The organism is Gemmobacter fulvus (genome assembly GCF_018798885.1).
Taxonomy (GTDB): domain Bacteria; phylum Pseudomonadota; class Alphaproteobacteria; order Rhodobacterales; family Rhodobacteraceae; genus Gemmobacter; species Gemmobacter fulvus.
The window spans coordinates 83,530-96,226 of the sequence record NZ_CP076361.1 but is presented as its reverse complement, the minus strand read 5'-3'; the positions used below and the strand labels follow the sequence as shown (position 1 = coordinate 96,226).

10 protein-coding genes are annotated in these 12,697 nt (G+C 66.3%); 5 read left to right on the top strand and 5 right to left on the bottom strand.

What is annotated here, in order from left to right; genetic code table 11:
* Positions 1-244 precede the first annotated feature (244 nt).
* The 3 genes from KM031_RS00400 (at position 245) to KM031_RS00390 (ending at position 3,899) form a co-directional block, all read left to right on the top strand.
* Positions 245-1,942, top strand: coding sequence for a peptide ABC transporter substrate-binding protein (locus tag KM031_RS00400; protein ID WP_215504327.1), 1,698 nt, complete (start codon positions 245-247; stop codon positions 1,940-1,942).
* A gap of 66 nt (positions 1,943-2,008) precedes the next feature.
* Positions 2,009-3,016 carry an ABC transporter permease gene (locus KM031_RS00395; RefSeq protein WP_215504328.1) on the top strand — a complete coding sequence of 336 codons (1,008 nt, stop codon included), beginning with the start codon at positions 2,009-2,011 and terminating at the stop codon, positions 3,014-3,016.
* The gene (locus KM031_RS00390) at positions 3,009-3,899 is read left to right on the top strand and encodes an ABC transporter permease (RefSeq protein WP_246566897.1); all 891 of its coding nucleotides are present in this window, start codon (positions 3,009-3,011) and stop codon (positions 3,897-3,899) included. The genes KM031_RS00395 and KM031_RS00390 overlap by 8 nt, the downstream gene beginning before the upstream one ends.
* Here the strand turns inward: KM031_RS00390 and KM031_RS00385 are convergent.
* From KM031_RS00385 to guaB, 3 genes are all read right to left on the bottom strand, one after another.
* Positions 3,893-6,184 (bottom strand): ATP-binding response regulator, encoded by a 2,292-nt coding sequence (locus KM031_RS00385; RefSeq protein WP_215504584.1) that lies wholly within the window; start codon positions 6,182-6,184, stop codon positions 3,893-3,895. The genes KM031_RS00390 and KM031_RS00385 overlap by 7 nt on opposite strands.
* A 131-nt stretch (positions 6,185-6,315) precedes the next feature.
* Positions 6,316-7,485, bottom strand: a complete 1,170-nt coding sequence (locus KM031_RS00380; protein WP_215504330.1) for an RsmB/NOP family class I SAM-dependent RNA methyltransferase — start codon at positions 7,483-7,485, stop codon at positions 6,316-6,318.
* 78 nt (positions 7,486-7,563) lie between these two features.
* Positions 7,564-9,012: an IMP dehydrogenase gene (guaB, locus tag KM031_RS00375; protein ID WP_215504331.1), complete on the bottom strand. Its 1,449-nt coding sequence runs from the start codon at positions 9,010-9,012 to the stop codon at positions 7,564-7,566.
* 155 nt (positions 9,013-9,167) lie between these two features.
* Here guaB and KM031_RS00370 point away from each other — a divergent pair, with 155 nt between their 5' ends.
* Positions 9,168-9,872, top strand: a complete 705-nt coding sequence (locus KM031_RS00370) for a type 1 glutamine amidotransferase (protein WP_215504332.1) — start codon at positions 9,168-9,170, stop codon at positions 9,870-9,872.
* 6 nt (positions 9,873-9,878) lie between these two features.
* Here the strand turns inward: KM031_RS00370 and KM031_RS00365 are convergent, their stop codons facing one another.
* Complete coding sequence (locus tag KM031_RS00365) at positions 9,879-10,871, bottom strand: TDT family transporter (protein WP_215504333.1); 993 nt, start codon at positions 10,869-10,871, stop codon at positions 9,879-9,881.
* 74 nt (positions 10,872-10,945) lie between these two features.
* On the bottom strand, positions 10,946-11,734 hold the full coding sequence (locus KM031_RS00360; RefSeq protein WP_215504334.1) for a phytanoyl-CoA dioxygenase family protein: 789 nt from the start codon (positions 11,732-11,734) through the stop codon (positions 10,946-10,948).
* Between the two features lie 85 nt (positions 11,735-11,819).
* On the opposite strand from KM031_RS00360, the gene KM031_RS00355 reads away from it, so the two are divergent.
* The gene (locus KM031_RS00355) at positions 11,820-12,689 is read left to right on the top strand and encodes a LysR family transcriptional regulator (protein ID WP_215504335.1); all 870 of its coding nucleotides are present in this window, start codon (positions 11,820-11,822) and stop codon (positions 12,687-12,689) included.
* Positions 12,690-12,697 lie beyond the last annotated feature (8 nt).

Here is a 12,697-nt window from a genome sequence, read left to right as displayed (position 1 = left end):
TTGGCCCGAACAGCGCCGTCCCTTGCTGTCGTGGCCCGCGTCGCGCTGCAATCGTTGTCATGCCGAAACCGACAGCGGCTGTGCGCCCCGGATTGCCGCAGCCTGACAGACCCGCCCGCGTCGTGATCCCCCGGCCCGAGGGCTGCCCGCGCGTGATGGCGCGCCCCGTCCCAGCCACCGCAGCTGCCAGCATATCCCGGCCCGTTTCGGCCAATGCCCGCCCCCCATACGGAGAGTTTCCCCAATGAAAACCACGCTTCTCGGTGCCGTCGCCCTGATCGGGATTGCGCCTGCCGCCTTTGCGGATCGTGGCACGGACGGCCAGGTCAAGATCATCTACGCGCAGGCGGTTTCGACCCTGAACCCCTATCTGTCGCTGGGCACGAAAGAGGTCGATGTGGCCTCGATGATCCTGGAACCCCTTGCCAACTATGACGACAAGGGCAATGTCGTGCCACGTCTGGCACGCGAGATCCCGACGCTGGAAAACGGTGGCATTTCCGAGGATCTGAAGAGCATCACATGGCATCTGCTGCCCGGCCTGACATGGAGCGATGGCACCCCGCTGACCGCCGTCGATGCCGTCTTTACCGCCGAATATTGCATGCACCCCGAGGGCGGCTGCGCGCAGCGGTCGCGCTATGAGGGCGTTGAAAAGGTCGAAGCGCTGGATGATACCACGATCCGAGTGACTTTTGCCGAACCCAAGCCCAATCCGCTGACCGCCTTTGTCAGCGCCAGTGCGCCCTTGCTGCAAAAGGCGCAATTCGCCGCCTGTCTGGGGGCGGCGGCCTCGTCCTGCACCGAGGCCAATTTCGGCCCGATCGGCACCGGCCCGTTCCGCGTGACCGAGTTCAGAACCAATGATGTGGTGCTGATGGAGGCGAACCCGGCCTATCGTGATCCGGCCAAACCCGCCTTTGCCTCTGCCATGATAAAGGGCGGCGGCGATGCCACCTCGGCGGCGCGCTCGGTGCTGGAAACCGGCGAGTTCGATTACGCCTGGAACACCCAGATCCCGCCCGAGTTGCAAACCGCGATGGAGGCAGGCGGGAAGGGGCGCTTTGTCACCGCCTTTGGCACGCAGGTCGAACGGATCGAGATCAACCTGACGGACCCCTCACCCAGCCTGCCGGAAGGCGAGCGCTCCACCGCCAAACATCCGCATCCGATCCTGTCGGATGCCCGGGTGCGGCAGGCGCTGTCGATGGCGATTGACCGCGCGCTGCTGGTCGAGGTGGGTTATGGCGCGGCGGCGCGGCCCATCTGCAATGTGGTGCCCGCCCCGGCCCTGTTCGCCTCGGACAATACCGGCTGCCTGACGCAGGATATTGCGGGCGCAAAGGCGCTGCTCGCTTCGGCGGGCTGGGCCGATAGCGATGGCGACGGCGTGCTGGACAAGGGCGGCACGCCGCTGTCGCTGCTGTTCCAAAGCTCGGTCAACCCGGTGCGTCAGGACTTTCAGGCGCTGATCAAGGGCTGGTGGAATGAAATCGGGGTCGCGGTCGAACTGAAGGCCGTCGATGGTTCCGTGTTCTTTGGCGGCGATGCCGGATCGCCCGACACGCTGCAGAAATTCTATGCCGATGTCGAGCTGTTTGCCAAAAGCTATGACGGCACCGACCCCGAAACCTATCTGTCGCAATATACCTGCGACAAGGCCCCGACGCCGCAAAGCCAGTGGCAGGGCGAAAACGTGAACCGCTTCTGTTCGGCAGATTATGACGCGATGGTCGTGGAACTTAGCCAGACCCGCGACCTGGCCAAACGGGCCGAGCTTGCCAAAAAGATGAATGACGCGCTGACCAAGGACAGTTTCGTCGTGCTGCCTCTGGCCGACCGTGGCCGGTTTTCGGCTGTGTCGAACACGCTGGGCGGGGTTTTGCTGAATGCCTGGGACAGCGAGCTGTGGAACGTCGCCGACTGGCACCGCATCAAGTGACCACGCCACAGGCCGCAGCCTTGTCCGGCATGCCCGGCCCGTCGCCATGAGCTGCGGGGCCGGGCCATGCTGAGCTTCACGATCCGGCGGCTGCTGCTGGCGGTGCCGGTGCTGCTGGTCATCAGTCTGGTGATCTTTCTGCTGCTCGACCTCGCGCCCGGGGATCCGCTGAACCAGGTGCCGCTGACCGTACCGCCCGAGGTGCGCCGGCAGATGCGTGCGGCCCTTGGCGCCGATGCCCCGATGGCGGTGCGTTATCTGATGTGGCTCAAACAGTTTTTTGTGATCGAGCCGCTGCATGTGCTGGGGCAGCTGATCGGGCGGGATCTGCTGGGCGACGCGCCACGCATCCTGAGCTGGCAATCGCGCGCGCCGGTGGCCGATGTGATCGCGCAGCGGTTGCCCCAGACGCTGATGGTGATCGGATCGGCCTATGTGCTGGGCGTGTTGATCGCGCTGCCGGTCGGGATCTATGCGGCCTGCCACCCCGCTGGCTGGTTCGATCAGATCAGCACGGCGCTGGCGATGATCGGCTTTTCGGTGCCGACGTTTTTCAGCGGCGTGCTGCTGATCCTGCTGTTTTCGGTAGGGCTGGGCTGGTTTCCCTCGGTCTATGACACCACGCTGCGGGTGACGGATTGGCAAAGCTTTGGCGCGCAGCTGCGCCAGATGGCGATGCCGGTGGCGGTACTGGCGCTGTATAATGCCGCCGAGATCAGCCGCTACATGCGCGCCGCGATGCTGGACACTCTGGGGCAGGACTATGTGCGCACCGCGCGGGCCAAGGGCCTGTCAGAACAGGCGGTGGTGCTGAAGCACGTGCTGCGTAATGCGATGATCCCGGTGGTCACCGTCATCGCCATGGGAGTGCCCGGCATCTTTGGCGGCGCGATCATCACCGAACAGGTGTTCGGGGTGAATGGTCTGGGGCAATTGCTGATCAGCGCCATGCAGGCGCATGATCTGCCGATGGTGCAGACGCTGACCTTTCTTTTTGCCGTGCTGATCGTGCTGTTCAATCTAGTGGCCGATCTTCTGTATGGCCTGCTCGACCCGCGGATCCGCTATGACTGAAGCGCGCAGCCCCTGGCGCGCGGTCTGGCGCGGATTTAACCGCCACAAGGGCGCGCGTCTGGGCTTGATCGTGCTGGCCGCCCTGATCTTGTTCGTGCTGATCGGCCCGGCCCTGCGCGCCGCCCCGGACATGACCGTCGCCCAGCAGATCCGGCTGCGCAACCTGCCGCCGGGCGCGGCCTATCCCTTTGGCACCGATCAGCTGGGCCGCGACCTGCTGCTGCGCATGATGCAGGGGGGCCGGATTTCGCTGTCGGTCGGGCTGGCGGCCATGGCGATCTCGGTAGTTCTGGGCAGCGGCATCGGGCTGCTTTCCGGGTATTACCGCAGGCTGGACGGGCCGTTGATGCGGTTGACCGACCTGTTTCTGGCGCTGCCGCTGCTGCCCTTGCTGCTGCTGATGGTCATGCTGTTCCGCGAGCCGCTGTCGCGCCAGTTCGGGCCCGAGGGCGGCATCTTCCTGCTGATGGTCGGGGCCATCGGTCTTACAAGCTGGATGCAGGTGGCCCGGATCGTGCGCAGCGCGGTGCTGTCGCTCAAGGCGCGCGATTTCGTGCGGGCGGCATTGGCGCTTGGCACGCCCTCGGGCCAGGTGATCCTGCGGCATGTGCTGCCCAATGTGATGTCGCCTATCCTGATTGCGGCCTCGCTGGGCCTCGCCTCGGCCATCCTGACCGAAAGCGCCCTGTCGTTTCTGGGCCTCGGCTTTCCGCCCGATTTTCCAACCTGGGGGCGGTTACTGTTTGATGGCGTGGCGCAGATGCAGCTTTACCCAACCCGGGTGCTGTGGCCCGGCCTTGCCATCTCACTCACCGTGCTGAGTGTGCATTACATGGCCGAAGGCCTGCGCGCCGCCCTCGATCCGCGCAACCGGGGTCAGTGAAGCTGGCCCTGCACCGTTTCCGTCAGATCGCTGAGCGAGAAGGGTTTGGGCAGGAACACCGAATTCGGGATCCGTGACTGGCTTTCGGACAGGCAATCTTCGGCATAGCCCGACACGAAGATGACCCGCACATTCGGCCGCGTTTCCAAGGCCTTGCGCACCCAGCTTGGCCCGTCCATGCCCGGCATGACCACATCAGTCACAAAGACATCGACATCCAGCGCCGGATCCTCAAGCGTTTTCAACGCATCTTCGGCGCATTCGGCCTCCAGCACGGTATAGCCACGCAGCCGCAGGGCGCGTGAGGCAAAGGCGCGCACCGGCGCCTCATCCTCGACCAGCAGCACCACCCCTTCGCCCTGCCGCATCGCAACCTTGCGCGCGATGCGCGCATCGGCGGCATGATCCGCCACCACATTGATCGGGAAATAGAGGTGGAACACCGTGCCCAGACCCGGCTCGCTGTCGACAAAGATGAACCCGCCCGATTGTTTGACGATTCCGTAAGCGGTGGACAGGCCCAGCCCGGTGCCCTCGCCCACGCGTTTTGTGGTGAAAAACGGCTCGAAAATCTTATGCAGCCGGTCTTGCGGAATCCCGCAGCCAGTATCCAGCACACGGATCACCGCATAATCGCCCGCAGGCACCACCGCCCGATCCCGGCGCAATTCTTCCTTGAGGCTCAGCGCCTCGGTTTCGATGCGGATCGTGCCACCCTGCGGCATCGCATCGCGCGCATTGACCACAAGGTTCATCATCACCTGTTCCAGCTGCCGCTTGTCGGCGCGGATCGGCCCCAGATTGGGCGCATGGGTCAGACAAAGGCGGATCCGCTCTCCGACCAGCCGATTGAGCAGATGCGTCAGATCCGACAGCACCTCCTGCAAGTCGATGCGTTCCGGCTTCAAGGTCTGCTTGCGCGAGAATGCCAGCAATTGCCCGACCAGACTGGCAGCACGATTGGCGTTCTGATGGATCTGCACCAGATCGGCAAATTCGGGGTCGCTGCGGTCATGGCGCAGCAGCAGCAGGTCGCAATGACCGGAAATCGCCGTCAGCAGATTGTTGAAATCATGGGCAATTCCGCCTGCAAGCTGGCCGATGGCCTGCATTTTCTGGCTTTGCACAAACTGTGCTTCCAGCGTTTTCAACGCCGTTGCGTCATTCAGCACCGCCAGCACCGCGGGGCGGCCCCGTTCCACGATGCGGCGCAGGCTGATCTGAAAGAACGTGTCTTGCTCGTTCAGCCGCAGCCGCAACACCTCGGCCCCGGCGGGCACCCGCTCGGTCACGATATCGGCCAGCCAGTCAGAGACAGACCGGCCAAGCCCTTCAAAAATATCATGGAAGGCGGGGGATTCGTCGGGTTGCAGGCCAAGCGCCAGACGCGCGGCCTTGTTCGCCGCCCGCATCGACCCGTCGCCCCCGAATTTCAGCAGCGCCACCGGCACATGTTCAAAATCGGCCAGGCTGTTTTCGCCCACCGCCTGCGCAGGCACCGGCAGCAGGTAGATCTCGCGCCGTTCGCCCGGCCCGTCGACCTCGGCCAGAATGGCGCGCACCGGGCCTTCGCCCCCTGCCACCTCGATTTCCTCGCCCGAGCGCAGCACCTGTTCGGCAAAGATCCGGTCCAGCCGCTTTGGCCTGCCGCCCAGCAGCCGCCGCATCGCCTCGTTGGTGAACAGGATCACCCCGGATTTGTTGGCGATCAGCATGGGCAGGCTGAGCGTTTCGGCACCACGCCCGCCTGCGCTGCGATCCATGAACTCCTCCAGCCGCCACAGAAAGCGGGTGGTGCCGATGCGATGCACGCTCAGCCGGGTATGGCCCCGCCGCGTCACCACATCTTCGCGGGCAGAACCCCGGTTCATCGCGCGGCTTTGCAGCCGATACAGCACCGAAGCCGGGCTGGCGAAATGGTCCTGAAGGGTGGAGATCAGCGTCACCCCGTCGCGCGTGCCAAAACGCTCCCGAGCGGCACCGTTCTGAAACCCGATCACCCCGGCCCCGTCGGTGGAAAAACAGGGCGCGGTGTCATGGCCCATCAGCTGCGTCAGATCGCGTTCCAGCCGCCGCAGGCGCAGCGCGTCCACCATCACAAGGCCGCGGATCAGCAGCACGAGCATCGCCAATGTCACACCCGCCCCGCCCGCCATCACCCGCAGCGCGGGATCAGGGGCCAGCGCGACCGTGACGGCACAGCCAAAGGCCGCCGCCAGCAGAACCCAGGATTTCGGGCCAATGCTGAGGGCCGCCAGGGTGAGCGACGGCGCAGGAGCCATCATGCCATGTTCAGACGGTTGCGCCACGGTTTTGCCCACCATCCTCTGCCCTCGGGGATTCGTCACCCCGCCATTCGGCCCCGAAAAAGTTAATCCGCCCTTAACCGAGGACGGATTTTTCTGTGGCAGGCGGATCAGCGCCGGCTATCGCGCCGCAAGACAGCAACAAAGAAGCCGTCGCCACCCTCCAGCGGGGTCAGGCGGCGTTCCGACTGGCGGGTCCAGCCGGGGTTGGCGGCGAGGAAGGCGGCAATCTGCGCCTCGTTCTCCTGCGCCAGAAGCGAACAGGTGGCATAGGCAAGCCAGCCACCCGGCCGCAGCAGGGGCGCGACATCCCGCAGGATCTGCGCCTGAAGGCGGCAGAGATCCGCCAGCCGCTCGGGCGTCAGCAGCCATTTGCCCTCGGGCGCGCGGCGCCAGCTGCCCGAGCCGGAACAGGGCACATCGGCCAGAACCAGATCGAAGGGCGGTTGCCCGGCCAGTTGCGCCGTGTCCAGCAGCGAGATCTTTGCCCCGGCGCGGCGCGCCCGTTCAGGCAGATCGCGCATCCGGCGCGGATCGGCGTCATGGGCCAGCAGGCGCAGCCGGGCCGCCGCCGCCATGGCCAGCGCCTTGCCGCCGCCCCCGGCGCAATAGTCCAGCACCCGCAGCCCATCCACCAGCGGCAGTGCCGCAATCACCGCCTGCGAGGCCGCGTCCTGCAATTCCACCAGCCCCGAGCTATAGGCATCTGACGCCTGAATCCGGCGGGCATTGGCGGTGACACGCAGCGCGGTTTCGGCCAGAGGATGCGGCTCTGTCTGGATGTCATCGGCGGCGAGGGCAGCGATGGCCGCGTCGCGCGTGCCACGGTTGCGGTTGACCCGCAGGAACACCGGCGCGCGGTGGCGCAGCAGATCCATGATCGCGGGCAGATCCGCGCCCAGATCGGCGGCCAGCGCCGGGGCCAGCCAATCGGGATAATCCAGCGCCTCGGCTCCGGCCTCGGGGGGGCGCCCGTCATCCTCGGGGCGCAGCGGGGCGGGCGCATGGCCTTCGCCGGTGAACAAGGGGGCCGGGTCCCCCCCTGCGGCCCGCAAGCCACCAAGGATCAGCCCGCGCCCGGTTTCACCGCCGCCAAGCGCGGCATGGCTGCGGCGGCAGCGGATCGCGTCGAACACCAGATCGCGCACGGCATTGCGATCCCCCGACCCGGCAAAGCGGCTGCCCCGCCCCCAATTGGTCAGCGCCTGTTCCGCCGGGCTGCCTGCCAGATAGCGGTCAAGAATCTGCATCGCGGCGGACAGGCGGGCGGCGGGGGTCATCAGGAACGCTCCATTGCAAAGGCAAACGCGCCGGAGGGATTGCCCCGGCGCGTATGGGGAGTGTGGTACAAGACGCGGTCAGCCGATGCGGTAATTCGGGCTTTCGCGGGTGATCTGCACATCATGCACATGGCTTTCCTTCAGCCCCGCCCCGGTGATGCGCACGAACTGGCAATTGCTGCGCATTTCGGCCACGGTGCGGTTGCCGGTATAGCCCATCGCGGCGCGCAAGCCGCCGACCAGCTGATGCACCACGGCGGCGGCGGTGCCTTTGTAGGGCACCTGCCCTTCGATCCCTTCCGGCACCAGCTTGTCCGAGGCGGCATCCTTCTGGAAATAGCGGTCGGCAGAGCCGCGCGCCATCGCCCCGAGGCTGCCCATGCCACGATAGGATTTATAGCTGCGGCCATTCCACAGGATCAGCTCGCCCGGCGATTCATCGGTGCCCGCAATGGCCGAGCCGACCATGGCGCACGAGGCCCCTGCCGCAATCGCCTTGGCAAAATCGCCCGAAAACTTGATGCCACCATCGGCAATCACCGGAATATCGCCCGCAGCGCGCGCCGAATCCATGATCGCCGTCAGCTGCGGCACGCCCACGCCCGCCACGATCCGGGTGGTGCAGATCGAGCCCGGCCCGATGCCGACCTTGACCGCATCCGCCCCCGCCCCGATCAGCGCCCGCGTCGCCTCGGCGGTGGCAACGTTGCCTGCCACCACCTGCACGGTGTTGGACAGCTTCTTGATGCGTTCCACGGCGCGCGCCACGCCTTCGCTATGGCCATGCGCGGTGTCGATCACCACCATGTCCACCCCGGCGTCGATCAGCGCGGCAGAGCGTTCAAACCCGGCGTCCCCCACGGTGGAGGCGGCGGCCACGCGCAGGCGGCCCATCTCGTCCTTGCAGGCATGGGGGTTGAGCACCGATTTTTCGGTGTCTTTCAGCGTCAGCAGCCCGGTCAGCTTGCCCTTGCCATCGGTGACCAGCAGCTTTTCGATGCGGCGGGCCTTCATCAGGCTGATCGCGGCCTCGCGGTCGGCCGGCTCTTGCAGGATCGCCAGATTTTCCGACGACATCATCACCCGCACCGGCGTGCGGTCATCCGAGGCAAAGCGCATGTCGCGGTTGGTCACGATGCCGACAACCCGGCCCTGATCATCGACCACCGGAAAGCCGGTGACGTTGTAACGCTCTTGCAGCGCCTTGGCATCGGCCAGCGTCTGATCCGGGGTCAGGGTGATCGGCGCATAGACGATGCCGGATTCAAACCGCTTGACCCGGCGCACTTCGCGCGCCTGTTCTTCGGTGGTCAGGTTGCGGTGGATCACCCCGATCCCGCCCGCCTGCGCCATGGCAATCGCCATGCGGCCTTCGGTCACCGTATCCATCGCCGAGGACAGAAGCGGGATGTTCATGCGGATCAGCTTGGTGACATAGGTGGATGTGTCTGCATCCGAAGGCAGCACATTGCTTGCCGCCGGAACCAGCAGAACGTCATCAAAGGTCAATGCCTCGCGAATCTCCATGGGAGCCTCCTGAACGGGTCGATGGAAGGGATCGTTTGGCGGTTCCCTGTTTCACTTGTATGCGCCAAGCGCAAGATCAAAAACAGGTCGCAAACGGGATTGCGGCACCGGGTGTGCCGTGCAGGATGGGCGCGGATGCGAACAGAAGGTGGCAGATGCGGGTTGCAGTCGTCGAGAATACCAGGATCACCCATCACGGACAGGTGGGTGTGGCCCTGCATGAGGCGGGCACGCGGATCGGCCAGTATCGGCCCTATCTGGACGGGCGACTGCCCACGCTGGCAGACTATGACGCGCTTGTGGTGTTCGGCGGCGAGCAGACCGCGCTGGCCGATGACAGCCACCCCTATCTGCCGGCACTTGCAGCAACGATGCGGGCGTTTTCCGAGGCGGATCGGGCGGTGCTGGGCATCTGCCTTGGCGCGCAAATTCTGGCGCGAGGCTTTGGGGCGCAGAACCTGATCGGCACCGCCCCTGAATTCGGCTGGTGCCCGGTGCAGTTGACCGAGGCGGCGCAGACCGATCCGGTGTTGGGCGCCCTGCCCGCAACCTTCCCGATCTTTGAATGGCATTCCGATACGTTCAGCCTGCCCGACGGGGCGGTGCATCTGGCGCACTCCGCCGGGGCGGCGCATCAGGCCTATCGGCTGGGCCGCGCCACCTATGGCACGCAGTTCCACTTCGAGGCCAGCCGCCCGGTGGTCGCCGACTGGAGCCGCAGCTTTCCCACCCTCGCCGAGGCGATGCAGCCCGGTTGGGCCGCAGATCATCCGACCTTGGCCGAGAGGTTCGGACCCGAGGCGGACCGGATCGGCCTGCAGATCGCGCGGGGCTTCGTGGCGCAGATCCGCCCCGCCTGACCCCGTTCAGGCTTCGGCGGCGTTGGTCTTGGCGGCGAGGCTGCCCTTGGCCCAAGCCTGCATCACCTTGATGAGCACAAAGGGGATCAGGCCAAGCGCAAAGATCAGCAAAACCGTTGCCGTGATGTCCATATGCAGCGCAAACAGCGCCGAACACAGCGCCGCCAGCGGAAAGGTGAAAGCCCCCCACAGCGCCGAAAACCCAGTCACTGTCAGCCAGCGCGCCGATATCAGCAGCGCCAGCGCAATCAGTCCGGCCATCCCGGCACAGATCTGTGCAAACCCGGTCAGGCCCAGCCCGGCGGCCACCGTGGCGAACAGGCTGGCCGGGGCGAGGTGGATCGCCAGCAGCGGGCGCAGCGGTGCCGGAGGGATACGCCGCCAAAGCTGCACCGCCGACGCGGCCCAGATCGCCAGCGCCACCGGAATCGTGCCATAAAGCAGCGCGGTGGACAGGCCCGTCAGGCCCAGTGGCGTCGCCACCAGCCCGCCAATGATGAAACCGACAAAATGCAGATGCCAGACCGGGGTGATCTCGCGCGCCTCAACCGGCGCGGCGAAGAACAGCCGCAGGATCAGCAGCGCCAAGGCCGCATGCAGGCCCAGCCCGATGGAAAGCAGTACATGGGCGACGGTCGGCGCATAGGGCACCAGCGCCGCCGCCGTCAACAGCAACGACAGCGAGGCCGCAGCCAGCCCCGCCCGCCCCGGCAGGATCCGCAGATCCTCCAGCAGCACTGCCGGGCGGCGGGCCAGTTTCGTCACATAGGCCAGCAGCGCAAACAGATAGATGCCGACGGCCAGGCCCAGCACCAACTCGGCCAGCCCCGGCTCCACCCCCAGTGCAGGCAGGGCGCGGCGCAAGGCCAAGCCCAGCCCGAGGCTGCCCATCAGCACAGGAAAGACCGCCGGGGGCATCCGCGCAAACAGCTTGGGGCGGCGCGGCGGAAACTCCGGGGGCGGAAAGGCTTTGGGGAGAAAGGGTTTTGGGCTGGCCATGGCATGCTCCGCTTTGCTGCCCAAGCCCTAGCCTATCCCGCCCCGCACGGGAAGTGCGGCGCGTACCCGCAGGCTCAGCCGCGCAGCACCGGAAACCAGTCCTCGCGCAGCCGCGCGCCCGGCTGCATGCCATGGCCCGGATAGGGCGGCGAGGTGCGGCCCGGACGGTCGACATAGCGGGCATCCTCGCCCAGCAGCCGCAGCGAAAAGGCGCGCCGCCGGGTGCCCGCCTGATTGCCGCGCGCGCCATGCAGCGTGCGATAGTTGAAGGCGACGGCATCGCCCGGCTCCATCTGCCATTCGCGCACCGGCATGCCTTCGGCATCGGGATCGGGCACCGGCATATAGGCCTCGGGGTCCGGGTAGAAATTCGTCTCCGACATCCAGCGCGTCGGCAGCACATCCTTTTCCCACAGATGCGATCCCGCGACACAGCGCAACGAGGCCTCGCGCACCGGATCGACCGGCGACCAGAAGCTGACGGTCTGGCGGCCCTCGACAAAGTAATAGGGTCCGTCGGTGTGCCAGGGCGTGGGTTTGGAGGTGCCGGGTTCCTTGACCAGCACATGATCGTGGAACATCTGCACCCGGTCGGATTGCATCAGCTGTGCCGCGACATCGGCCACCGCACTGTCACGGATCACCTGCGCGAATTCAGGGATGCGCTCCCAGTTGCAATAGTCGTCAAAGAAACGACCGCCCTCGCCCGGTTTCAGGTTTTCGGCGGCATAGGGGCCGGGCTCGGCCATGTTGCGCTCGATCCCGGCGCGGATCACCTCCACCCAATCGGCCCAAAGGCCCTTGATCAGCACAACGCCGTCGCGCTGATAGGTGTCAATCATGTCTTGGGTCACGAGGGTCATAGCACACTCCTGTCTGGCTTGGCACAGGATGGCATGGTGGCCATCATAATCTCCAATAATATATGTCAATGATCGGAATAGGCTGATGCTATCGCTTACACTGCGCCAGCTGGAATATGCCGTTGCGGTGGCGCGGCATGGTGGCGTGACCACCGCCGCCGAGGCCCTGCATGTCAGCCAGCCCGCACTGTCGGTGGCCTTGGCCCAGTTGGAGGCGCAACTGGGCCATCCGCTGTTCCTGCGCCGGGCGGGCGGGCCGATGGTGCCCACCTCGTTTGGCCGGGGCTGGCTGGAGGCGGCAGAGGCGCAGTTGCACGGGCTGGTGCAGTTGATGGCTGGGGCGGCACCTGCCCCGCCAGTGCGCCTTGCGGTGTTCGAGGATCTGGCGCCGGTGCTGCTTGCGCCACTGCTGCGGCAGGTGCGCACGCCGGTCGCGCCGCAGGTGATGGGGTTCGAGGCGCTGGCCGAGGCCCTGCGCCGGGGCCAGACCGATCTGGCGCTGACCTGGGATCTGGGGCTGGAAGCCGGGATTGCGCGGTCTGAGTTGGCCCGCGTTGTGCCCCATGCGGTGATGGCAGCGGAGCACCCGTTGGCCGGGGCCGATCTGACCTTGGCGCTGCTGGCGGATCAGCCGCTGATCCTGGCCGATCAGGGGCTGAGCCTGGGGCATATGCGCGCGCTGTTTTCGCAGCGCGGACTGGTGCCCCGGCTGACGCATCGCTGCGCCACGCTGGAGTTGATGCGCAGCTTCGCCGCCAATGGGCTGGGGGTCGGGCTGTCCTACACCCGCCCCGCCGCCACGGTCAGCGCCGATGGCGCCCCCCTGCTGTGCCGCCCCATCACCGACGCGCCAGGCGAGCCGGTGGTTCTGGCCCATGCGCAGGCCAATCCGCTGTCTGCCGCCGCCCGGCAACTGGCCGCCGAAATCACCGGCCTGCCCCGGCTGCTGCCCTGAGCCATCGC